The 20,793-nt window shown below is 72.4% G+C and carries 23 protein-coding genes and 1 pseudogene; 9 read left to right on the forward strand and 15 right to left on the reverse strand.

Annotated features, from left to right (window positions below):
- The first annotated feature begins 422 nt into the window (after positions 1-422).
- On the forward strand, positions 423-1,025 hold the full coding sequence (locus ACIQM0_RS10745; RefSeq protein WP_401285606.1) for a GNAT family N-acetyltransferase: 603 nt from the start codon (positions 423-425) through the stop codon (positions 1,023-1,025).
- A 262-nt stretch (positions 1,026-1,287) separates the two neighbouring features.
- Here the strand turns inward: ACIQM0_RS10745 and ACIQM0_RS10750 are convergent, their stop codons facing one another.
- Together ACIQM0_RS10750 and ACIQM0_RS10755 are read right to left on the reverse strand one after the other, a co-directional pair.
- Positions 1,288-1,827, reverse strand: a complete 540-nt coding sequence (locus ACIQM0_RS10750) for a hypothetical protein (protein WP_401285807.1) — start codon at positions 1,825-1,827, stop codon at positions 1,288-1,290.
- Positions 1,828-2,036: 209 nt separating this feature from the next.
- Positions 2,037-2,699: an HAD family hydrolase gene (locus ACIQM0_RS10755; protein ID WP_401285608.1), complete on the reverse strand. Its 663-nt coding sequence runs from the start codon at positions 2,697-2,699 to the stop codon at positions 2,037-2,039.
- A gap of 52 nt (positions 2,700-2,751) precedes the next feature.
- On the opposite strand from ACIQM0_RS10755, the gene ACIQM0_RS10760 reads away from it, so the two are divergent.
- Both ACIQM0_RS10760 and ACIQM0_RS10765 read left to right on the forward strand, forming a co-directional pair.
- On the forward strand, positions 2,752-2,931 hold the full coding sequence (locus ACIQM0_RS10760) for a hypothetical protein (protein ID WP_363023574.1): 180 nt from the start codon (positions 2,752-2,754) through the stop codon (positions 2,929-2,931).
- A gap of 46 nt (positions 2,932-2,977) precedes the next feature.
- On the forward strand, positions 2,978-3,526 hold the full coding sequence (locus ACIQM0_RS10765; protein ID WP_401285610.1) for a GNAT family N-acetyltransferase: 549 nt from the start codon (positions 2,978-2,980) through the stop codon (positions 3,524-3,526).
- 279 nt (positions 3,527-3,805) lie between these two features.
- Here the strand turns inward: ACIQM0_RS10765 and ACIQM0_RS10770 are convergent, their stop codons facing one another.
- Complete coding sequence (locus tag ACIQM0_RS10770) at positions 3,806-5,155, reverse strand: LAETG motif-containing sortase-dependent surface protein (RefSeq protein WP_401285612.1); 1,350 nt, start codon at positions 5,153-5,155, stop codon at positions 3,806-3,808.
- Positions 5,156-5,322: 167 nt separating this feature from the next.
- On the reverse strand, positions 5,323-6,999 hold the full coding sequence (locus ACIQM0_RS10775) for a sigma-70 family RNA polymerase sigma factor (RefSeq protein ID WP_401285614.1): 1,677 nt from the start codon (positions 6,997-6,999) through the stop codon (positions 5,323-5,325).
- Between the two features lie 441 nt (positions 7,000-7,440).
- On the opposite strand from ACIQM0_RS10775, the gene ACIQM0_RS10780 reads away from it, so the two are divergent.
- Positions 7,441-7,977, forward strand: coding sequence for an excalibur calcium-binding domain-containing protein (locus ACIQM0_RS10780; RefSeq protein ID WP_401285616.1), 537 nt, complete (start codon positions 7,441-7,443; stop codon positions 7,975-7,977).
- A gap of 50 nt (positions 7,978-8,027) precedes the next feature.
- Here ACIQM0_RS10780 and ACIQM0_RS10785 read toward each other — a convergent pair whose 3' ends face one another.
- From ACIQM0_RS10785 to ACIQM0_RS10815, 7 genes are all read right to left on the reverse strand, one after another.
- Positions 8,028-8,876, reverse strand: a complete 849-nt coding sequence (locus ACIQM0_RS10785; RefSeq protein ID WP_401285618.1) for an alpha/beta fold hydrolase — start codon at positions 8,874-8,876, stop codon at positions 8,028-8,030.
- Positions 8,873-9,829: an alpha/beta hydrolase gene (locus ACIQM0_RS10790; protein ID WP_401285620.1), complete on the reverse strand. Its 957-nt coding sequence runs from the start codon at positions 9,827-9,829 to the stop codon at positions 8,873-8,875. Before ACIQM0_RS10790 ends, ACIQM0_RS10785 begins: the two co-directional genes overlap by 4 nt.
- Positions 9,830-9,938: 109 nt before the next feature.
- Entirely contained in the window at positions 9,939-10,568 is a 630-nt protein-coding gene (locus ACIQM0_RS10795; RefSeq protein ID WP_401285622.1) for a TetR/AcrR family transcriptional regulator, read from the reverse strand.
- A 150-nt stretch (positions 10,569-10,718) separates the two neighbouring features.
- Positions 10,719-10,877, reverse strand: coding sequence for a hypothetical protein (locus ACIQM0_RS10800; RefSeq protein WP_401285624.1), 159 nt, complete (start codon positions 10,875-10,877; stop codon positions 10,719-10,721).
- 205 nt (positions 10,878-11,082) lie between these two features.
- Complete coding sequence (locus ACIQM0_RS10805; protein ID WP_401285626.1) at positions 11,083-11,868, reverse strand: hypothetical protein; 786 nt, start codon at positions 11,866-11,868, stop codon at positions 11,083-11,085.
- A gap of 156 nt (positions 11,869-12,024) precedes the next feature.
- Entirely contained in the window at positions 12,025-12,645 is a 621-nt protein-coding gene (locus ACIQM0_RS10810) for a flavin reductase family protein (RefSeq protein ID WP_401285628.1), read from the reverse strand.
- A 45-nt stretch (positions 12,646-12,690) separates the two neighbouring features.
- The gene (locus ACIQM0_RS10815) at positions 12,691-13,068 is read right to left on the reverse strand and encodes a hypothetical protein (protein WP_362960932.1); all 378 of its coding nucleotides are present in this window, start codon (positions 13,066-13,068) and stop codon (positions 12,691-12,693) included.
- A 278-nt stretch (positions 13,069-13,346) separates the two neighbouring features.
- On the opposite strand from ACIQM0_RS10815, the pseudogene ACIQM0_RS10820 reads away from it, so the two are divergent.
- From ACIQM0_RS10820 to lnt, 3 genes and pseudogenes are all read left to right on the forward strand, one after another.
- Positions 13,347-13,745: pseudogene (locus ACIQM0_RS10820) on the forward strand (universal stress protein); the annotation flags it as partial.
- 123 nt (positions 13,746-13,868) lie between these two features.
- Positions 13,869-14,372 carry a nuclear transport factor 2 family protein gene (locus ACIQM0_RS10825; RefSeq protein ID WP_401285630.1) on the forward strand — a complete coding sequence of 168 codons (504 nt, stop codon included), beginning with the start codon at positions 13,869-13,871 and terminating at the stop codon, positions 14,370-14,372.
- 112 nt (positions 14,373-14,484) lie between these two features.
- Positions 14,485-16,149, forward strand: coding sequence for an apolipoprotein N-acyltransferase (lnt, locus tag ACIQM0_RS10830; protein WP_401285632.1), 1,665 nt, complete (start codon positions 14,485-14,487; stop codon positions 16,147-16,149).
- Positions 16,150-16,200: 51 nt separating this feature from the next.
- On the opposite strand, the gene ACIQM0_RS10835 is transcribed toward lnt, so the two are convergent.
- The 3 genes from ACIQM0_RS10835 to ACIQM0_RS10845 form a co-directional block, all read right to left on the reverse strand.
- Positions 16,201-16,560 carry a hypothetical protein gene (locus ACIQM0_RS10835; RefSeq protein ID WP_401285634.1) on the reverse strand — a complete coding sequence of 120 codons (360 nt, stop codon included), beginning with the start codon at positions 16,558-16,560 and terminating at the stop codon, positions 16,201-16,203.
- 133 nt (positions 16,561-16,693) lie between these two features.
- Positions 16,694-17,593 carry a Gfo/Idh/MocA family protein gene (locus ACIQM0_RS10840; RefSeq protein ID WP_401285636.1) on the reverse strand — a complete coding sequence of 300 codons (900 nt, stop codon included), beginning with the start codon at positions 17,591-17,593 and terminating at the stop codon, positions 16,694-16,696.
- Positions 17,594-17,672: 79 nt separating this feature from the next.
- Positions 17,673-18,860: an FAD-dependent oxidoreductase gene (locus tag ACIQM0_RS10845; protein ID WP_401285638.1), complete on the reverse strand. Its 1,188-nt coding sequence runs from the start codon at positions 18,858-18,860 to the stop codon at positions 17,673-17,675.
- Between the two features lie 104 nt (positions 18,861-18,964).
- Between ACIQM0_RS10845 and ACIQM0_RS10850 the strand changes: the two genes are divergently transcribed.
- Together ACIQM0_RS10850 and ACIQM0_RS10855 are read left to right on the forward strand one after the other, a co-directional pair.
- On the forward strand, positions 18,965-19,597 hold the full coding sequence (locus ACIQM0_RS10850) for a TetR/AcrR family transcriptional regulator (protein WP_401285640.1): 633 nt from the start codon (positions 18,965-18,967) through the stop codon (positions 19,595-19,597).
- Between the two features lie 128 nt (positions 19,598-19,725).
- Entirely contained in the window at positions 19,726-20,178 is a 453-nt protein-coding gene (locus tag ACIQM0_RS10855; RefSeq protein WP_401285642.1) for a hypothetical protein, read from the forward strand.
- A gap of 58 nt (positions 20,179-20,236) precedes the next feature.
- Here the strand turns inward: ACIQM0_RS10855 and ACIQM0_RS10860 are convergent, their stop codons facing one another.
- Positions 20,237-20,722, reverse strand: coding sequence for a hypothetical protein (locus ACIQM0_RS10860; RefSeq protein ID WP_401285644.1), 486 nt, complete (start codon positions 20,720-20,722; stop codon positions 20,237-20,239).
- Between the last annotated feature and the right edge of the window lie 71 nt (positions 20,723-20,793).

A 20,793-nucleotide genomic window follows, 5' to 3' on the forward strand; every position in this document is an offset into this window, starting at 1 on the left:
GAGACCGTCCGGCGGACTGCTCGCCGGACCATTGCTGACATGACGTCGATCGTCATGTCAGCTACGTTTCCCGCAGCCGGTCATGTCCTTGGGGTGGGAGACAGAAGCGGCCCTGTCGGACCTTCTTCGCTATTCTGCTACGGGTACCTGGTTACTGGGCAAACCGCGTTGGGCGCCCGGACATGAGACCTGACGCCCAGTCACTTGACGTCTTCGTTGTCATCCCTAATGTACTATCCCGTGATCTGTCGGGCATTAACCCGTTAGGGTGGTCGAATTCACCGTCGAGGTGGGCTGCACTCCGCCTCGCTGCCCTCCTCATCCGGGCACGTAGTTGACCAAGGCGGTTGAACGGCGGCGCTGGGCCTCTGACCGGAGAAATCCGGTGGTCCCGGCTTGAAAGGCACCCATAGCATCCCCCCATGACCGAAGAAACCGGGATCGCGGGCACCGAGCATGACGCAGAGGCTGAAAGGGAAGTTTCCTGGCGTGCCAAGTCCGTCGGTCTCGCAGCAGTCGACATGGACGACGCCGAGCTCTTGCACGGCTGGCGATCCGATCCGGTATCCGCCTATGAAATCGGCATCTGGCCGCGCTCCCTCACCGCGATGCGCGAGCGCATCGAGCGTGACAGTGACGACGACGATCGTGACGACTTCCTCGTTCTGCTCCCTGACGGCACCCCTGTCGGCCACACTGCGCTGAGCGGCCAGGACATCGTCAACGGCACGGCGGAGGTCGAGCTGATGCTGGCTGCTCAGCATCGTGGACACGGCCACGGCACCGACGCCCTCGACGCTCTGGTGGACCTGGCGTTCGACGAACTCCCCTTGTACCGCCTCACGGCAGAGACTCACACCAGCAATGCCCCCGCCCTCGCCGTCCTCGCCAAATCCGGCTTCGTACACGAAGGCATCAGCCGCGCCGCCTGTCTCCGTCGCGGCCGCCGCCACGACCTCGCCGTGTTCTCACTGCTCAGGCCCGAACGGGAAGAGCTGAACCGCCCTCGCGCCTGGGACGCCTGACTAGACGGACAGCCATTGCCCAGCTCCCCCGTCAGAGCATCGAGGAGACATGCTCTGGTCCCGGCCAGGCACGGCGTGATGCGCTGACCATGGGGTCAGCGGTGTTCCCGAGACTTGCTCATGCGTGCCCGAACCAGAGCCCGAGCGGCGTTCTACACCCCGACCGCGCGGAACGATCACCGCGCGTACAACTGCCGGTCAAGGGCTGTCCCGCAATTCGTGCGGAAACGATGTCGTAGGCAGCTGTCGACTCGTCGTGAAGTCAGTCCAGGCCGGTCGCCCATGCCGTCAGTGCGGCAAAGTCGTCGATGGCAAGGCCGTGTCGGGGGTTGATCCGGTGCAGCAGGGCCGGACCGTGGTGCTGTTTCTTCACCCAGGCGCGATCGGCGTCTGTGATCTCGTCGTCGATCCAGGCAAAGGCCCGGCCCTTCGCCCACGCGACGATCTCCGGTGTCTTCCAGAACACGCCGCCGCCGGGCTGAATCCGCGGCGAGGGCCAGGGAATGAAGGGCAGCTGGGGCAATCCCAGGACTGGCGCGATGAACGCGTTGGCTTCTTCCTCCCACGTGGTCGCCCACACCAGGTCGAAGGGAAGCGCCTCCAACGCCGGGCCGTGATCCGGGTTGAGCCACACCCGCAGCGGCTTCACGGGCTTGTTCGGCTGTCCCCACTCGGTCAGCCGGCGCCGCTCAGCCGCCTCCCAGCGAGGTGTCAGTATGCGGTGCGTACGGTAGCCCTCGGGCCGGTGGTGCGGCTTCGCGGCATACGGATTCAGCGGTCCGTCCACATCCACCAACAGCACTGGCCGCACCGGCTCATCCTCCACTGGTCCGCATCGCACAGTACCGGCCGGTGACGAGACCGCCGAGTGAAATTCGGACACGTCCGGAAGCCGGTGCCGGTTCTGCGGCACGAGGGTGCGGAAGCGGTCCACAGGGGCCGATCACCGAGTCGTCCATACGCAGTGTGCGCGGGACCCGGACGAGCGTCTTTACGGGTGGTCGACAGCAGTCAGTGCTCTCGCTCGTTGAACCGGGCGATCCGCGGGGACAATTCCAGGAGCCTCTCCACGCGAAAGGTGGGGAGCCGCTCGGCGTCCTCGCTGTGCCACTGGATCCTTGCCCAGGGGCCGCGGTGCACGAGTGCCGTGAGCATGCCGGCTGCGACAGCGGGTGCGAGGTCGTTGTCGACGCGGTCGCCGACGTACAGGATCTCGCCGGGGTCGGCCGGGACGACGTCGGCGAGGCGCACGAAGAACTCGGGGTCCGGTTTGCTCGCACCCCAGTCGTCCGACGTGCCGATCAGGTCCACGTCCGGAGTGAGGAGCGTCCGGAGGATGCGGCCTGCGTGTGCCGTCTGGTTGCCCGCGATGCCCAGCCACAGGCCGTCCGCCCGCAGAGCCTTCAGGGAGTCGCGGACGTCGGGGTACAGGTCGGACTCGTCGAAGCACTCGGGCCGGCCGGCATCGGCGCGAGCCTGTCGCTGCTCGGCGAGGTCGAAACCCGGCCGGAACTCCTGGAACACCTCGCGGTAGTCCCGGCCTTGGGCGATGACGGCCCCGAACACGGCGGCGAACGTGTGCCGCGGGACGCCGAGCCAGTCAGCCCAGGCGCCGTACTCGCGGGTCTCGTCCACCAGGCACTCACCGACGTCGAATACGACTGCGCGAATCATGCACCGATCCTACTTGGGCGCATTGTCCCAACGACCTCGTATCCTGTGTGCCATGCCTACTCCCCCTGCGCCCGGCGCCGACGTGCGTTCGCTTGCCTCGGTGAACGCGGACATCCGCGCGCTCTGGCAGCAGGGCCGCGGGCGGCTGTCGCCCGAGGGGCGCCGGGAGTACGAGCGGCTGCTCGCCGAGTGGGCGGCCGTCGTCCGCGGCGACGCGGCCGAGGCGGCATGACGGACTCCGGATCAGGCTCCGGCGGGCCTGCGGCAGGTTGCTCGCCATGACTGAGCTCGGACCCGTCGCCTGGCCGCCTGCAGCGATACGGACCGAACGGCTCACGCTCCGCGAGCCCTTGGCCGGGGACCGGGCCGCGTTCATCGAGCTGTTCGCATCGCCGGAGGTGCACCTCTACCTCGGTGCCCCTCGGCCCCGTGATGAGCTCGAGCGCGTGATGCCCCGGGTGCCCGGGCGGCGCCCCGGCCTCTTCGTGATCGACCTCGACGGCGCGATGATCGGCCTGGTCACGCTCGACCGCCGCGACCCGGGGCGTCCGGGGCACCTCCGTCCGGATGCCGGGGAGGCCGAGCTCGGCTACATGTTCCTGCCGGAGGCGTGGGGGCACGGGTACGCCGCCGAGGCGTGCACGGCAGCACTCGACTGGTTCGGCGACGCGCTTCCCGGCGAGCCGGTGGTGCTCTGCGCCCAGACCGCTAACCACCGCTCGGTGAGCCTCGCGGCGAAGCTGGGGTTCACCGAGGTGGAGCGGTTCGAGGAGTACGGGGCCGAGCAGTGGTTCGGTGTGCGGCCCGCTGTCACGCCGCCCGGTTGAGCTCGTCGGTCGGCCTCCCGTACCCAGGCCGGGGGCGGACGGCCTGGGTACGGCGAGGGCGACGGCGACCGTAGAACAACGTCCTCGGCGCTTGGGGCCTGTGCGACGCCGGACCGTCTTGCAAGTGGTGCCGGCGGCCGATGCAACGGCGGTCGCCGACACCCTGGGTGGACTCGCCGGCGGCCCACCCTCCCGCTCACCCCCGGTCTACCGCGTCAACGACCCTACGGTTGAGGCGACTTGCCGCCTCTCCGGAGGTGCCAGAAGCGGGCATTTCGTTCAGGCGTGGCGGCGGCCGCGCCGACGGAACGTGTACAGGCACAGGGCTCCGGCGGTGGCCAGCATGGCGCCGGTGCCGGCGATCAGCGGGGTCGTGGAGCCGCCGCCCGTCTCCGCCAGGTTCCCGGTGTCGGCGCCGCCCTTCTCCGCGTGGCCGTCCGGCGCGTCGGCGTCGGTGCCCTTCTCGGAGGCGGGGGCTCCCTCGCCGCCCTGCGCCTTCGGGTCGGGGGCGGCGGTGTTGCCCTGCTCGGAGGATCCGGCCGCGGCGGGGGCGGGTACGCCGCCGAGGCTGACCGATACGGTGGCCGACCCGCTCCCGGAGCGGCCGACCTTGACCCGGACCTTGTTCGCCGTGTCGGTCAGCGAGGTGATGGCGTCCTCTTTCCCCTTCCCTTGGCCCGGAGTGGGGTCGATGAGCCGGGAGGAGTTGTAGTTGCCCTCGGGCACCCGATAGGCGTGCACACCTTCGATCGCGGCGTCGAGGTTGCCGTCCTCGTCGTCGGTGTAGGACGGGTCCTCGTGGCGGTACTCCACGACCAGCCTGTCCTTGCCCAGCGGAATATCGAGGGCCCGGACGCCTCCGGCCGCGCCGCCGTAGAGCGGGCTGAGGGTGAAGGTGGCGGACTTCTTCACGGTGACGGCCTGGCCGCCGGGCAGCCAGGAGCGGCTGATCAGCTCGGGAGCGGAGAAGCCGACGCCGACGCCCCCGCCGCCCATCGGGGACTTGCCGCTGTACCCCTCTCCGGCGGTGCAGCGGCCGAGGTCACCGGCCGGGCACTCATCGCGCTCGTGGTGGCTGTAGCCCTGGTTGTGCCCGAACTCGTGGACCGTGGCGGCCTTGCTGGTCCTGCCGTCCTCGCCTATCTGGAGCCAGGTGTTCGGACCGGGCACGGAGCCGAGTCCGGACCAGCCGCAGTCGCTTCCGGCACCCGGCTGCAGAACGGAGATGCTGTCGTAGTCCTCCTTCTGGGTGTAGCCGTCCGCCAGCACGGCCTCCCTGGCCGCCTTGTTCACGGCTCCGGCGTCGCACGGGTTCTGCGGCAGGTCCAGTTCGTACGGTCCGACGACTTCGTCCTCGGCGGCCGGGACGTAGGTGAAGGCTCCTTGGGAGACCTTGGTGTAGTAGCCGGCGATCGACTGGGAACCGCCGAAGTACTCCTTCCCGGCGTCCTTCTTGACCGCCTCGACGTCGGAGTGCTTGGCGTCCTTGAAGTCGACCACGACGACGAGTACCCGGTTCCTGGCCGGGTTCTCGTCGGCCGCGTGGGCGGGGGCGGCCGTGCCGACGGTGGCGAGCACGGCGGCGGTGGCCGCGGCGGTGGCGAGTCCCGTACGGGCGCGCTTGTGCATGGGGGGTCCTTGGGGATCGGTGGAACGTTGCAGGAGTGGGGAGTGCCGCCGCCCGGCCCCGTCCCGCGACTTTGCTGATCCTTTACCCAAGGCCGCACCAAGGAAGGAACGGTCTCCCCCGACCTGGCCGACGTTGTCCGCCGCCACACCAGATGCCCGCGACGCCATCAGCCGTACGCGGGCAGCGCGGTGAGGTTGCCGTCGAACAGCGCGCCGTCGTAGCGGAAGCCGAACGAAGGGGAGGCGTAGTAGTGGTGGTTGGTGCCGATGTCCGTGGTGTGCCGCCGGCCGTCGGCGGCGTTCGCCCAGTCGTTCAGCCCCAGGTACATCCGGTCGCCCTGCTGCCTGAACCGCGCCTCGCCGCTTCCCTCCTCCTCCCACAGTCCCCACAGCTGATGGGCGTCCGCGGGCTTGCAGTCCTTCTGGACGACCGGGGCGTCGTCGGTCTCGGTCCCCTGGTTGGCCAGGCACTTGCCGGTCCCGGCGTTGCGTATCTGCAGCCGCCCGTCATCGCCCGGTCGCAGCAGGTCCCACACCTGGTGGCGGCTCCCGTCGCAGGGCGCCTCCCGGGCCTGGACGCCAGCGGCGGTGCTGCCGCCGGGGATCTCCATGCACCGGCCGGTGGAGGCGAGCCGGAGCCGGGTGCGGTCCTCCGCCTTCGGCAGCCATACGGGCGGGGCCGGCGGAACGGAGGGCGAGGAGCTCGCGGTGGTATGCGGGGGCCTCGTGGCAGGGGTGGGGCGGACCCGGGGACCGGGTGACACCGAGGTGGTGGCCGCCGCCGAGCGCCCGGGGGCTCCGCCGGGCGCGGGCGAGGCCGCCGGAGTCCCCTCGCCCCGGTCCAGGAGGAGCAGGCCGCCGGCCACCAGGGCGGATGCGGTGACCACGGCGGCGCCCAGCAGGGCGAGCTTTCCGCCCGTCGTGGACGCGGCGGCGCCCACTCCACCGCTCGCCGAACCCGCCGCCGCGCCACCGGCCGCCGCTCCGAACTGAGCGTCGAGATAGGCGCGGCCACCCCACAGCAGCAGCCCCGCCGACAGGACGGCCCCCAACCGCCGGTCCAGGTGGGCGAGTTCATCGAGCGCCCGTCGGCAGTCCCCGCAGTCCGCCAGATGCCGGCCCAGCCGTCGGTCACGCCGGGATCCGCGGCGGACGGCCGCGGCGAGCAGCGAACCGTGGCGCCGGCACTCCTCGCTCCGGCTGCCGCTCTCGGCGTGTGCGCGGAGATACGCCTCACGCAGCCCTTCCCTGGCCCTCGCGGTGAGCGAGGTGACGCCACTGGCGCTCATGCCCAGCAGAACGCCGATCCGTTCGGCGGACTCGCCCTCCACGACGCTGTGCCACAGGGCCGCCTGCCAGCGCTCGGACAGGGTGTGGAAGCCGCGGACGATCATGTCCCGGTCCTCCTGCGCGATCACCCGCTCCTCGCCCCCGGCGTGCTCCGCTCCCCCGGCGGCCGCAGCGGCGGCCGTTCGTTCATCGAGCCACTGCTCGAAGTCCTCGCTCAACTCGGTACGTCGTTCGGTGGCCGCCCATTCCCCGGCGGTGTGCCGCACCACGGTGAGCAGGTACGGCCGCCAGGCGGCCTCGGGCCCCGCGCCGGACCGCACGACGCGCAGGACACGGGCGAACGCCTCCGAGGCGAGATCCTCGGCGGTGTGCGGTTCGCGGGCGAAGGTACGGGCGTAGCCGAGGACGGCCGCATGGTGGCGCCGGTACAACTCGGCAAGCGCGGCCTTGTCCCCCGACTTGCGTACGTCGGAGCCGAGTTCGGTGTCCGAGCGGCTGTCGGTGGGCTCCGTTCGGCCCGCAGGCCGGTCCGGCCTGGCGTGCATACCCGTCATTCGTCAGCCTTGTCCTGAGTGCTCGTCCGTCCACGCTTCGCCGTCCCAACGGGACCACGAAGTGACGTCCCGGGCGGGGCCGGCACTTCGGCGGGCCCCGGGCACGGCTCACCGTAGTGCCCCGCCACGGTCGGCCCCAGCGCCCTCTTCACCGCCTGTACAGCCGCGGATCCGCCGCCCGCAGGACCGTCGCAGCCACCTCCCGGCGGGGGCCGAGGAGGCGCTCGACCCGTGCGGAGAGCAGGGACACCGCTCCCGGGCGCGAAGCCGCGGCGCGCGTCGCGGCGCACCGTCCGCGACGGCGCCGCGCGAGCTGCCGCGCCGACGAAGAGCCCGACACCTTCACCTCTTGGTCACAACTCCGTCACTTCCGGAGCATGTAGGTCCATGCCCGTGGCCGGTGTGGCTACGGTCGGCTCTCCACGAACTCCGGGGGGACCCATGACGCACAATCCGCCGCCGCAGCCGCCGCCCTGGGGCCCGCCACCCAAGCCCACCGGGCCCAACCCCTACGTGTCACCGCCGCCTGCCGGGAACCGGCCGGGCTGGACGAGGAAGCGGATCATCATTCCCGCGGCGGTCATTCTCTTCACCGTCGGTGTCGGGATCGGCGGCTCCGACGACGGCACCCGGACGGAGAAGGCCGCCGACGCGAAGGCCGCGCCTGCGGCAACCGTCACGGCCACGGTGACCGCGACGGAGTCGGCCGAGCCCCTGCCCGCCGTCACCGAGACCGTCACCGCGGAGCTGAAGCCGGTGCCGGCCGTCACGAAGACGAAGACCGTCAAGGTCACCGTCGCACCCGACTCCGGCGGGTCCGGTACGTCAGGCGGCTCGGGGTCGGGTGGAGGCAGCGATTCGGCGTACTACGCGAACTGCACCGCTGTCCGCGCCGCCGGCGCCGCACCCATCCACGCCGGGGAACCCGGCTACGGACGGCATCTCGACCGCGACGGTGACGGGGTCGCCTGCGAATAGGCGTTCCGTGGCAGTGCCTGGGGCGGACGGCGCCGGCCCCGGCACTTACGTCACCGGTGGGCCGCGGGCACGAACTCCCGGATCGCCGGCGCCAGCCGCTCCGGCTGGTCCAGCGGGACGAGCGTGCGGCTGTCCGCGATCTCGGTCAGCCGCCCCTGCGGGAGGAGCGCCGCGAGGCGTCGGCCGTGTTCGGGCGGCATCACGCGGTCCTCGGCGGCCCAGACGACGAGCGCGGGCCGGCCGAAGGACGGCAGGGCCTCGGCCGCCCCGGCCAGCCTGCGGGCATCCGCGTCCGCCGCCCGCAGTGCCCGGACCGCATCGCGGCGGATGCCGGGGCGGGTCATGACGGGCCGCGTCCACCGCCGGGTGGCCGCGTCGCCGCGCTCGGTCAGCCGGCCGAACGCGATCGGGAGGCGGCGGACCGCCCGCAGCCGCATCTGCTGCATGAACAGGCCGAAGAGCCGGGGCGAGAGCCTCCCGGCGCGCGCGAGGGTCGTACCGGTCACGCGTGCCGGGTAGTTGTCGAACGCCTCGCAGGAGACGAGCACGACCCGCCCCACCCTGTCGCCGTCTCCTTCACCGATGAGCAACTGCACGAGGGCCCCGCCGGTGTCGTTGCCGACGAGCGTGACGTCCCGCAGGTCCAGGCGGTCGAGGAATTCGGCGACCAGCCGGGCCGCCCCCAGGAGTGACGGGTCGGCGTCCGCGCGCATCGGGTGAAGATGCGCGCCCAGAGGTAGCGTCGGCACCAGGCACCGGTGACCGGCGGACAGCCCGGCGACCGTTGCGTCCCACAGGGACGCATCCATCATCAGCCCGTGCAGCAGGACCACCGCGGGGCCGTCGCCGCCGGTGTCCTCGTAGACGATCGTCCCGGCGGACAGGTCGATCTCCTTCATGACCGTCGGGCCGGCGACGCGTCCGCGGCGGCGGGCTCCCCGGCGGGCACCGGGTCGAGCAGGTGGCGGTGCAGGAAGGACAACTCCGCCCGGAGCGCCGGTTCGTGCTCGTCCAGGAACGGCGCGTAGTGCCCGCCGGGGAAGCGGACCAGTTCGGCCCCTGACGCGCGCCCGGCCGCCCGGACAGCGGGTTCGCTCAGCGCTGTCCGGTCCTGGTCGCACACGAGGACCAGCAGCGGGACGCGGATCCGTGGCGCGTCACGGCCGGGCCGGTAGAGGGTGATGCCGCACACCGAGCGGGCGGCGATCACCTGCTGCCATTCCGGGTACCGGTTGCCCGGGTTGAGGACCCTGTCGCTGTCGACGCTGTCCGGCGTGGTGAGCATCGCGACGGTGCCCGGCCGGCCCGCGAGCGGCACCAGCACGGGGCGCCGGCCGAGGAGAGCGCCCGCCGCGTCCCGCAGGACCGTGCCGGTGAGCCGCAGCATGGCGAGCGGCTTCTGATAGCGCGTCGCGTTGCGGGAGCAGGCCGGCCCGTCGGCGTTGGGCGTCTGGGCGACGGCGGCCGCCAGGTGCGGGTTGCGGGCCGCCACGCGCAGGACGTGACCGCCGGACAGGGAGAAGCCCCAGATCGCGATCCGGGCCGGATCGACGCCCGGGAGGGTCGCGGCGCGGTCGATCGCCGACTGCCAGTCGGCGAGCTGGTCCTTGATGCGCAGGACCTGGCGCGGGAGGCCGCCGCTCTCGCCGAGGTACCGGTAGTCGAAGGCGAGGACCGTGAACCCGGCTTCGTGGAACCGCGCGGCGAACAGGTCGGTGCCCGGCTCCTTGGTCACCCCGCCGCCGCCGGCCATGATCACGCAGCCGCCGTTCGTTCCCGGGTAGTGCCAGGCGGCGCATTCGGTGCCGTCGACGTCGAATCGAATCTTCTGGCGTTCTGCGGGTGTACGCATGACGACCTCCGGATGGGCGGGATTCATCCCTCCCAAAAGTGAACCACGTGGTTCACGACGCGTCCATCGCTTACGCGGTCCCGCCCTGCGGCCCGCCGGGCAGGCGCCGTCACTCCTCGGCGGCCTCCTCGCGCTCCAGCGCGCGCATCAGCCCTTCGAACCCGGCGGCGACCCCTGCGGTGTCTCCGCTGGTCCTGGCGTCCACCAGGAAGCCGCGGAGCGTCGCGAGGACCATCTCGGCGACCTCCAGCTTGCGGCGCGCGGACCAGTGCTCCGGGCAGACGGCGAGCAGGGTGGGCAGATACTGCTGGGACGCCTCGCGGCCGAGTGCGGCGTAGCGTTCGGAGTCATACATCGCCAGGCCGATGGCCTGGTCGAGGACCCGTGCGTCCTCGCTCACCAGGATGGGCCAGATCGCGCGCACCCAGTCGCCCAGCGACCGGCGGACCGCTCCTTCGGTGGCGGCGGCCAGCGCCTTGGCGATGCGACGGCCGCGCAGTTGGAGGACCGCCTGCACGAGCAGGTCGTCGGCACCGTCGAAGTGGTACAGGAGCACCTTGTGCGTGGTGCCGGCCGCGCGTGCGGCGCGCCGCAGCGAGAAGTCCACGAGCCCGTTGGCCGCGAGGTCCTCGGTGACCCGGTCGAGCAGTTCCCGGCGCCGGGCCTCACCGCGCGGCGACCCCGCCGATCGCCGGTAGCCCGCTCGTTCCGGTGAGCCTTCGTCGGCAGAGATGTTCATGCCGACAGCTTCCATGATGCGCCGCGCCCGCACAGCCGGGGCCCCACGCGGGACGGCTGGAGGTCACCGGGGCGGGCGCCCCGGTACCGGACTGCCCCCGTGCCCACCGGAGCGGGCACGGGGGCAGTCCGGACCTCGGCCGGGGTGCCGTCACTCGGTCTCGACGAAAGGCGGAAGATCGGGTTCGACGAACAGCCCCTGGTAACGCGGTGTCGGTACGGCCTCGACACGGCCCGGGGCCTCGGCCACCGAGCCCGCCGCGCTCTCGTCCGAGCGCCGCTGAACCTGGCGGGTCGGGGTATCAGCCATCGGGTCTCCTGTACATCGCAGTTGCTGTGAGAGCCCCGCGCCGGCCGGTCCGTGGACAGCGGCGACGACGGGGGTGTGGCATCGTCCCGGTCCCACACCCACCAGGGCACCGGTATCCGACGAGACTTGCAGAGACTATCCGTTGCCGCCGGTCCGGCCGTCGGCACCGTCGCCGGTGCGCCCCGTGTTCGCCTTCACGGCCGCATCAGTGAGCGACGACCGCCCACACCAGCGCTGCCGCGACGGCCGCCGCGTAGCAGCCGACGGCAGCCCGCACGACGGACACGCGGGTGTGTGGGCTCCACGATGTCATGGCCAGGAGGCGTACCAGTACCGGGAGCACCAGGACGGCGTGGAGGCTGACGCCGTGCAGGGGCTTGAGCGATGCCGTGGAGGCGTAGCCGGCCAACTGGTGCCCGGTGCGGGTCAGATACACGCCACGCGCGATCATGGCCGCACCCGACAGCAGCCCGATGACGAGAATCCCGCACCCCGCGCGCAGCGCGAGCGCCATGCCGGGCGGTCCGCCGGGCCGCCGGAGGAACGCCGCGGCCGAGAGCGTGGAGAGGGTGACGACCAGCGCTCCCCCGCCGACGGCCGGCGTCATGGACACCCCCGTGCCGAAGGGGGTCTCCATGTTGAAGTGGGACGGCACGCGGCGCCACGCCTGCACGGTGATTCCGGCGACCTCCAGCCCGCAGTCCGCGGCGAACGTCCCCAGCAGCACGGTGCGGGTACGGACACCGATCCGCAGGTACGAGGAGACCCGGGCGATCGCGATGAGCGTCAGTCCGAAGGCAAGGCCGAAGGTGACGGGCTTGCGCCAGGACACCGGGCCGTCCCAGGAGCCGCCGTCGACGACGAGGACGACGAGGTGCGCCAGTCCCGACGCGATGAGCACGGCCCCCGTCGCGCAGCAGAACCCTTCGACCGGCCGCACCTTGCGCAGGCCGGGCGAAGGGGGGCGGGCCGAGTGCGTGGCTGCCCGCACGTCCGGCCGGGACTGTCGCTGTCGTCCGGTTCTCCATGGTGCGCAGGATCCCCCGGCGCGCGTCGCGGCGTCGTCGTACGCCGGAAGGCAGTGGCCGTACGCCCGGTGGAGTAGCGCGGGGTTCCGGGACCGGCGGGTGCCGGCCCGCGCCCCGCCTCACCGGTTGGTGCGGTCCTCCTGCCACTGGGCGTACGGGACACGGGAGATCTCCCGTACGCCTCCGAACGTGCCCCACTCGTCCTTGCCGAGGCGGGTCAGCGGGCGCAGCCTGGCGGCTTCCGGATGCCCGTCCGTCATGACGTCCTCGTCGACCACGGCATGCACCACGCGGCCGAAGACGACGGTGGAGTCGCCGAGCAGGACCGTGCTGTGCAGTTCGCATTCGAGGGCGACCGGCGATCCCGCCACCCGCGGCGGCTTCACCTTCAGGCTGGGTTCCGGTTCGACGCCCACGGCCGTGAACTCGCTGACGCCCCGGGGAAAGTCGGTCGCGGTCGCGTTGATCTGCTCGAAGAGGTGCTCCGGGGCGAAGTTGACCACGAAGGAGCCGGTCGCCTCGATATTGCGGAGCGAGTCCTTGCGCCCGACCGAGGTGAACTGGACGACGGGCGGGCTCACACAGGCGATCGTGAAGAAGGAGTGCGGTGCGAGGTTGGCCGTCTCGCCGTCCGGGGTGACGGTGGAGACCCAGGCGATGGGCCGGGGAACGACCACGGCGGTGAGCAGCCGGTAGAACGTGCCCCGGTCCGTGCACTGGGGGTCGAAGTCGATGCGCATGCCGCCGAGTATGCCGTGCGGCAGACGGCGGTCCGACGACCCGCCCTACGCTTCCGTCTCCCCCGGGCCCTCGGTGCCGAACTGCTCGGCCCGCAGCGCGAGGTCCTGCAGCACGTCCGCCGACGACACATCCGTCTGACCCGAGTCGTGCACCTGTGCCAGCATGGCGAACGCCAGGGTGAACGCTCCGACCAACTGCTCCACCGCACCCCCGACCTCACGGCCGACGAGCCCCACCACATCCTCGATCGTGGCGTCCTCGGGGATCGCGATCCGCGGCATGGTCTCGTTCAGGAGGGCGGTCACCACGGTCGAGTCGTTGCTCGGGTCACCTCGGTCCGGGCTCTCCTCCAAGAGCCTGCGCATCTCGCCCGCCTCTGTGAGGATGCCGACCACACGCTTCACGACTTCGCTCTGCTCCATCCCGCGAGCATAGGTGCAGGCGCCGCAGCAGACGAGGACAAGAGCGTCCATTTCATTCGTGATCTCCGCGCGTTGTCCTGTCGCCTCGGTACGGCCGTGGTTCCATGTGCCTCGCGGGCCACCGGATACGGCCGCTCCCAGGGCCGTGGCCACGTGCGTCGGGCACCGCCGTACCGTGCCCGGAGGCCCTCTTCCTGCCCGCGCCGTAGCGTACGAAGTACGTCCCCGGCACGCACGTGCCGGACCGGCACACGTACCAGCGGACTCCGGAGACAGCCATGGCCAGCAGCGAGCTTCCCGTGATCGCCGGGGTCGACGGTTCGTCGCCCGGCCGTGAGGCACTGGACTGGGCGGCCCGCGAGGCGCTCGTCCGGGGGCTTCCGTTGGTGGTCGTGCACGCGGTCCGGCACACCCGACGGGCCGGCCAGGAGGCGCAGCGGCGCGAGGCGGAGGAACTGCTCACGGAGTCCGTCCGCCGGGTGAACGAGATCGCTCCCGGGCTGCACCCCACGACACTCGCGCCGCTCGACTTCCCGGCGGCGGCACTGACCTCGCTCGGCCGCGCCGCGTCGATGGTGGTGGTCGGCTCGCGCGGGCTCGGCGGCTTCCGCTCGCTGATGCTGGGGTCCAACAGCCTGGCGACCGCGTCCATGGCCCGGGGCCCGGTGGCCGTGGTCCCCGGCTGACGCCGCCGTTCGCCGCCCGGCCGCGCCCGCGGCGCCGCCCCCGCGCGGCCGCCGCAGGCCTGCCGCGTGTGCACGGCACTTGGCCCCTGACGCCCGTGGGCACAGACTGACCCGATGACGCAGCGTGTGGACCTCTCGACCGTGATGGACCGGATCTCCATCGATGCAGTGATCACCGGCTACGCGGTGGCGGTGGACGACGGCGAATGGGCCGACTACCAAGCCCTGTTCACCTCTGACGGCCGCGCCGACTACCGCACCGCGGGCGGCGTCGAGGGGCCCGCCTCCGAGGTCGCGCAATGGCTCTCGCAGACCATGCTGCTCTTTCCCGTGAGGCAGCACCTGATCGTCAACCGACGCCTCGACCTCCAGGATCTCGGCGGCTATCCGGGCGACGGCGCCCAGGTGCAGGCCGACTACATGAACCCGATGCGGCTCGGGAACGACGCCGGGAACGTCGGGACCCCCGAAGACACAGCGCCTCCGACCGCGCCGAACTTCGTGTCCGGCGGGCGGTACGCCTTCGACCTGGTCCGCACGGACAGCGGCTGGCGGATCCGGGGGGTGACCGTTCACGAGAAGTGGCGGAGCATGACGGGTGCCCTCGCCGCCGGCTGATCCGCGCCGGTCCGCTTCCGCTGCCCCACACTGGGGGAGAACAGGGGGACGGGGCCCGAAGGACCCGGTGTTGCGGGCAGGACGATCGCGGGCAGGACTAGGGAGGCGCGGCATGTGGACCGGGGCCGGGCAGCGGCGCGCGTGGGGCGAACGGATACTCGGCTCCGCCCTGTGGCGCGGCGTCGTCGCGCTCCTCGCCGGTGCGCTGCCGGCGCTCGCGTTCCCCGCGCCCGCACTGTGGTGGTTCGCCTATGTCGCCCTGGTTCCCCTGCTGCTGCTGATCCGGTCGGCCGGTACGGGCCGCCGGGCGGCGCTCGACGGGTGGCTCGGCGGGACCGGTTACATACTGGCCGTGCACCACTGGCTGATGCCGAGTCTCCACGTGTTCATCGTGGTGCTGGCGGCCCTGCTCGGTCTGATGTGGGCGCCGTGGGGGCTGCTGGTCTCCCGCCTGCTGAGCGGGCGGCTGTCCGCCGGTGCGGTGGTGACGGCCGTGATCGTGGTCCCGTGCGGCTGGCTGATGATCGAACTGGCCCGCTCCTGGGAGGCGCTGGGCGGCCCCTGGGGGCTGCTGGGCGCGAGCCAGTGGCAGGTGACACCCGCGCTCCGGCTGGCTTCGGTGGGCGGGGTCTGGCTGGTGAGCCTGCTGGTGGTGGCGGTGAACACCGCGCTCGCCGTGCTGCTGGTGACCTCGGCCGCCCGTACGGCGGCCGTCGTCTCGCTCGTGGGGGGTGCCGTGGCGGTGGGCACGGTGTGGATGTGGGCGCCGCAGCCGGAGCGTTCCGGGGTGGCGCGGATCGCCGTCGTGCAGCCTGGTGTCATCGAGGGGCCCGGCAGTGTGCAGCGCCGTTTCGCCCGCAGTGAGGAGCTGACGCGCTCGCTGGCGGGCCGCGATCTCGACCTGGTCGTGTGGGGCGAGAGCAGCGTCGCGGTGGATCCGGTGCGGCGGCCCGATGTCGCGGCCCGGATCGCGGCGCTGTCGCGGCTGGTGGGCGCGGACGTGCTGGTGAACGTGGACGCCAGGCAGACCGACGCGTCGGGCCGGACCGGGATCTTCAAGAGCGCGGTGCTGGTGGGTCCGCGGGGGTTGACCGGGGACCGCTACGACAAGATGCGGCTGGTTCCCTTCGGCGAGTACGTCCCGGCCCGTGCCGCACTCGGCTGGGCCACCTCGATGGGCAGGGCGGCGGGCGAGGACCGGCTGCGCGGTACGCGGCAGGTGACGATGACGCTGCCCGGCGCGAACGGGCTGCACATCGGTCCGCTGGTCTGTTTCGAGTCCGCGTTTCCCGACATGAGCCGGCGGCTGACCCGGGACGGTGCACAGCTGCTGGTCGCCCAGTCCTCCACCTCGTCGTTCCAGCACGGCTGGGCACCCGCCCAGCACGCCTCGCTCGGGGCACTGCGGGCCGCGGAGAACGGCCGCCCGATGGTGCACGCCACGCTGACGGGTGTCAGTGCGGTGTACGGCCCGCAGGGTGAGCGGATCGGTGCCCCGCTCGGTACGGACACGGGCGGGGCCGCGGTGTTCGGCGTCCCGATGGCCGGCGGCACCACGCTGTATGTCCGGCTGGGTGACTGGCCGTTGTACGGCGCCCTGGCCGTCCTGGCCGCCTTCTGCGCCTTCGAAGGGGTACGGTCCGTGCGCGGCAGGCCCGGTAGGCCCGTGCCGGTGGGTGCGGTCACCGCGGGCGTCGCGGGCGGCGGGGCTGCGTCCGTACAGGCCCCCCGTCCGGTGGCGGAGTCCCGGACAGGTTCCGCGCAGTGTGACCCGTGAGTGTGCGCGTCGCCTCTTGGGTGATGGCGTCGGCTCCTGGGTGGTGCGCGTTCAGAACGTGTTCCGGCCCGGACCGTTCACGGAGACGATGTCGCCCATGGCGTCGACGGTGAGCGCGATCCGTTCGACCTTTCGGGTCACGCCCAGCACCAGCCACACCACGCCCCACAGGAAACAGCTGAAGACCGTCAGGACGGCGTGCAGCACATGGTTCAGGGGGCGGCCCCTGACCATGACGACCTGGGTCTCCGAGCGGGTCTCGACGCGCCAGCCGCTCGCGATCCGCTGGCTGACCGCCCAGTCGAGGATCAGGGCGCGCTGCATGGCGTCGGGCGGGCGTCCGTCCGCCGAGTAGTAGCCGGGCGGGGGCTGGAGCGCGCTCCAGCCCTGGGGCTCGTGGCGGGGTTTCACGAGGTCACCTCCACGGGCCGACGGTCCATCTCATCAGCCTGCATCGGCCCCGGTCCGCACGCATCCCGAGGACCGGCGGGCGGGAACGGGGCCACCCCGCGCCCGCCCCCGACGGGCGGGCCCGCGCAAGGCCCTACGCGCAGTCGAGGTCACGCAGGATGCGCTCGCACAGCTCGTGCGTCTCCAGGGCGTCCCTGGCGCTCAGCGGCTTTCCGGCCCGCACGGAGTCCAGGAACGACAGCACGCTCTGCTCGATGCCGCGCTGGCGGGCCACCGGCACCCAGTCGCCGCGCCGCCGTACGCTCGGCTGGCCCTTGTGGTCGATCACCTCGGCGAGGTTGACGACCTCGCGCTTGGAGTCCTGGCCGGAGACCTCCAGCCGTTCCTCGGTCGAGCCGCTGAGCCGGTTCATCGCGCCGATGGCGGTGAAGCCGTCGCCGGACAGCTGGAGCACGACGTGGTGCATCAGGCCGTCGCGGATCCTGGCCCGTACGACGGTGTGCTCGACCGGCCCGGGTACCAGGAAGCGCAGGGTGTCGACCACGTGGATGAAGTCGTCGAGGACCATGGTCCTCGGCTCCTCCGGCAGTCCGACGCGGTTCTTCTGCATGAGGATCAGCTCGCGCGGGTGCTCGGCGCACTGGGCGTAGCCGGGCGCCACCCGGCGGTTGAAGCCGACGGCGAGACCGACACCGCGTGCCTCGGCCAGCTCCACCAGCCGCTCGGAATCCGCGAATCCGTACGCGAGCGGCTTGTCGACATAGGTGGGCACGCCCGCCTCGATCAGCCGCCGGGTGATCTCCGGATGCACGGCGGTCGGCGCGTGCACGAACGCCGCGTCCAGCCCCTGGGCGAGCAGCGATTCGAGGTCGGTGTGGCACTGCGCGGCCGGGATCCGGTGGGCCTCGGCGACGGTGGCCAGAGTGGCGGGGGTGCGGGTCTGCAGATGCAGTTCGACCCCCGGCAGGGTGGTGAGCACCGGCAGATAAGCCTTCTGCGCGATGTCGCCGAGCCCGATGCAGCCGACCTTCACAGGGTCTCCTTCTCGCTGTTCAACGCCGTGCGTCGCGGTTCCCGTCCGTGGTGGTCCACCGCGGTTGTACCGGCGCGTCCTACGTCCCGGCAGCATACGTGGGCTGCGGAGGCCGCCAGTCGGCGATGCCGTCGAAGGTGCGCAGGACGAGGCCCGGTCCGAGCCGGGAGACCGTGGACATCAGGAAGTCGCGCACCGCGACCGACACCGGCCCGGACAGGCACATCAGCCGTGAGACCTGTGCCGCCCTGCGGACGACGGCGGCGGTACGGGGCAGCCGGCCGGCGGTGTACGCGGCGAGGCCCGCGCCCAGGTCCGCACCCGGTGCCACGTGGTGGGCGAGCACGATCGCGTCCTCGATGGCCTGGTTGCCGCCCTGGCCCAGCGTGGGAGCCATGGCGTGGGCGGCGTCCCCGACGAGCACCGCGCGGCCCCGGTGGAAGGCGGGCAGCGGGTCGGTCATCTGGTACACGTCGTTACCGAGGACACCTCCGGGTTCGGCGGCGGCGATGATCCCGGGGATCGGCCGGTGCCAGTCGCCGAACCGGCGCCGCAGTTCCGCGCGCTCGTCATCGGCGGCCCGCGCACCCGCCGGGGCGACGGCGGCCCCGTACGCGTAGATCCGGCCGTCCTTGAGCGGCTGGGTGCCCCAGAGCGCGCCACGGCCCCAGGTCTCGTGCGGGGCGAAGGCCTCGGCGGGCGCGGGGACCAGGACCCGCCAGGTGGTGAAGCCCGCGTACGACGGGCCGGGGTGGTCCGGGAAGAGCGCGCCCCGTACGGCCGAGTGGACGCCGTCGGCGCCGATCACGAGCTCGGCCTCCATGTCCCCGTCCGGAGTGCCGATCACGGCGGGCCGGCCGCCCGCGGTACCCGGGTCCACGAGGTGGGCGGGACAGCCGGTGCGGATGGCGGAGCCGGGGAGCCCGGCGGCGACGCGGTCGATCAGGGTGGCCCGGTGCAGCAGGACGAGCGGGCCGCCGAACCGTTGGGCCGCCGCGGTGCTGTCGGTCCTGGAGAGCCAGCGGCCGTCCGGTGAGCGCATGCCGCCCTCGCCCTGCCAGGCGGCGAGGGACCTGATCTCGTCGCCGAGCCCGATGACATCCAGGGCACGCTGAGCGTTGGGCGCGAGGCTGATTCCGGCGCCGACGGGTTCCAGCGAATCGGCCCGTTCCAGCACGGTGACCTGCCAGCCGGACCGGTGGAGGGCCACCGCCGCGGTGAGACCGCTGATTCCGCTGCCGATGACGACCGCACGGGGCGTGTCCATGGCTCCTCCTCGTTCCCGGTTCTTCGGCGTTCCCGGCCTTCGAAACTACACCTGTAGTGAGCGTCAGGCTACTACAGCTGTAGTTTCGACGGTAGGTTGAGCCCATGGCGACACGCACCACCGGCTCCACCCGGGGCGAACTCATCACCGACGCGGCACTCGCCCTGCTGGCCGAGCGCGGCATGCGGGGGCTGACCCACCGCGCGGTGGACGAACGGGCCGGCCTCCCCCAGGGCTCGACGTCCAACTACGCCCGCACCCGGCAGGCCCTGCTGGAGGCGACGGTGCGCCGGCTGGCGGAGCGCGAGTCCCGGGTACTGGCACCCGGCGAACTCCCCGCACCGGTCCCGGCGGCCGAGGTGCCCGGACGCTCCGATCCGTCCGGGTCTCCCGGCCAGGACGCGCTGATCGCCGGTCTCGCGACGGCTCTGCACCGCTATCTGGCCTACCACCCCGAACTGCTCATCTGCCGGTACGAACTCGCTCTGGAGGCCACGCGCCGCCCCGAGCTGCGGACCTTCTTCGACGCGACGGGCCGCCAGTTCCGCGAGCCCCTGGTGGCCCTGCTGACGGCGGCCGGATCGACCGAGCCCGAACGGCACACGCTGTCGCTGGTGGCCTGGTGCGAGGGGCTGATGTTCTCGTGTGCGGCAGGCTCCTACAGCCGCTCCGTGCCGTCCGAGGCGGAGCTGCGCACGGGCTTCGGCGAGCTGCTGCGCGGAATGCTCGGGCACTGACACCCGGGTACCGCACCGCCTCCGTGGGATGCGACACGCGGGGCGCCGCGCTGACGGGGTCACTCATGCGGACCAATCCGAGCGTTCCGGCTCACGCAATGACTGTTCCGCACAGCAGAGTTGATCAGGTGCATCGAACCAGAACCACCGCGAAACTCCTGGTCGCCGTGGCGGTCACGGCCCTGTCCGGGTGTGTGTCCGTGCAGCCGAGGCCGAGCGCCCCGCCCGCTCCGGCGGCCGACCGGCCCGCCCAGGACCTGTCCCCGCAGATCGGCCGGCCCCCGGTCCGCGACATCCTGGAAGCCGTACCGGACCCGAAGCCGTCCAGCGCCGGCACCGGCCGGGCGTCCGCCGCCCCTCCGGCCACCCGCCCCGCCGTGCCCCGCGGCGCACCCCGCGCCCCGCAGCCGCGGCACCTCCCGGGCCCGGCGCACCCGCGGCGGGCCCTGCCCACCGTGCCCGTACCCGCGCTGCCGGCGCCCGTCACCGGGACGGACGTCTGCGCGCTCGGACGCGGATACGGGCACTGGCCGGCGGGCAGTCCGCAGTCGCGGATCTGCGACCACACCTACGGGCACTGACCGGGCCGGCCGACGGGAGGCCGGCTGGACCGCTCCGCCGGTCCGGCCCCGCTCCCCCTCACAGCTCCCGCAGCCGCCGCTCCAGCCGCCCGATGGCCGCCCGGACCCCGCCCCCGTAGCCGTCGTCGACGCCGTCGTCCGCGAGCACGCAGGAGGCGTCCCGGGCCCGGTCCAGGTGGATCCGGGCCCGGGACGGGTGCCGGAGCTTCACGTAGTCCGCCGCGAGGTTGAGGTGGAGCGACGGGTAGAAGGCGCGCACCGCGAGCGCGTCGCGGTCCTCCGCGACGCGCTCGTCGGTCAGCGCCTGGGCGGCGGCCAGCGCCCGCAGGTCCCAGGCCAGCTCGTCGCCGGGATCGTCCTGGGTGTCAGCCATGTAGTGGGCGAGGGTGCACCGGTGCAGGGCGTCGCCGTCCGCACCGATCTCCGCCCAGAGGAGGCCGAAGCGATTGCGGGCCTCCTCGCGGTCACCGCCGTGCAGCAGCATGATGGCCTGGCCGATTCTGGTCATGACGACGTCCCGCGACGTCTCCTGCTGCTCCGTCACTGCGGTCTCCCTCGCACCCGTCCGTCTGTGCCCGGCCGAATCCGTGGGGTTCCGGACGGTTCCGGATGGTT

This window comes from Streptomyces sp. NPDC091387, assembly GCF_044756945.1.
Taxonomy (GTDB): Bacteria; Actinomycetota; Actinomycetes; order Streptomycetales; family Streptomycetaceae; genus Streptomyces.

What these genes read in the sequence shown, in the direction of transcription:
- ACIQM0_RS10780 (WP_401285616.1), top strand. Translation starts at nt 7,441, where the DNA reads ATGACGCACAATCCGCCGCCGCAGCCGCCGCCCTGGGGCCCGCCACCC.
- ACIQM0_RS10795 (WP_401285622.1), bottom strand. Translation starts at nt 10,568, where the DNA reads ATGAACATCTCTGCCGACGAAGGCTCACCGGAACGAGCGGGCTACCGG.
- lnt (WP_401285632.1), top strand. Translation starts at nt 14,485, where the DNA reads ATGTGGACCGGGGCCGGGCAGCGGCGCGCGTGGGGCGAACGGATACTC.
- ACIQM0_RS10790 (WP_401285620.1), bottom strand. Translation starts at nt 9,829, where the DNA reads ATGCGTACACCCGCAGAACGCCAGAAGATTCGATTCGACGTCGACGGC.
- ACIQM0_RS10810 (WP_401285628.1), bottom strand. Translation starts at nt 12,645, where the DNA reads ATGCGCATCGACTTCGACCCCCAGTGCACGGACCGGGGCACGTTCTAC.
- ACIQM0_RS10785 (WP_401285618.1), bottom strand. Translation starts at nt 8,876, where the DNA reads ATGAAGGAGATCGACCTGTCCGCCGGGACGATCGTCTACGAGGACACC.
- ACIQM0_RS10745 (WP_401285606.1), top strand. Translation starts at nt 423, where the DNA reads ATGACCGAAGAAACCGGGATCGCGGGCACCGAGCATGACGCAGAGGCT.
- ACIQM0_RS10760 (WP_363023574.1), top strand. Translation starts at nt 2,752, where the DNA reads ATGCCTACTCCCCCTGCGCCCGGCGCCGACGTGCGTTCGCTTGCCTCG.
- ACIQM0_RS10845 (WP_401285638.1), bottom strand. Translation starts at nt 18,860, where the DNA reads ATGGACACGCCCCGTGCGGTCGTCATCGGCAGCGGAATCAGCGGTCTC.
- ACIQM0_RS10770 (WP_401285612.1), bottom strand. Translation starts at nt 5,155, where the DNA reads ATGCACAAGCGCGCCCGTACGGGACTCGCCACCGCCGCGGCCACCGCC.
- ACIQM0_RS10850 (WP_401285640.1), top strand. Translation starts at nt 18,965, where the DNA reads ATGGCGACACGCACCACCGGCTCCACCCGGGGCGAACTCATCACCGAC.
- ACIQM0_RS10775 (WP_401285614.1), bottom strand. Translation starts at nt 6,999, where the DNA reads ATGACGGGTATGCACGCCAGGCCGGACCGGCCTGCGGGCCGAACGGAG.
- ACIQM0_RS10800 (WP_401285624.1), bottom strand. Translation starts at nt 10,877, where the DNA reads ATGGCTGATACCCCGACCCGCCAGGTTCAGCGGCGCTCGGACGAGAGC.
- ACIQM0_RS10825 (WP_401285630.1), top strand. Translation starts at nt 13,869, where the DNA reads ATGACGCAGCGTGTGGACCTCTCGACCGTGATGGACCGGATCTCCATC.
- ACIQM0_RS10755 (WP_401285608.1), bottom strand. Translation starts at nt 2,699, where the DNA reads ATGATTCGCGCAGTCGTATTCGACGTCGGTGAGTGCCTGGTGGACGAG.
- ACIQM0_RS10765 (WP_401285610.1), top strand. Translation starts at nt 2,978, where the DNA reads ATGACTGAGCTCGGACCCGTCGCCTGGCCGCCTGCAGCGATACGGACC.
- ACIQM0_RS10815 (WP_362960932.1), bottom strand. Translation starts at nt 13,068, where the DNA reads ATGGAGCAGAGCGAAGTCGTGAAGCGTGTGGTCGGCATCCTCACAGAG.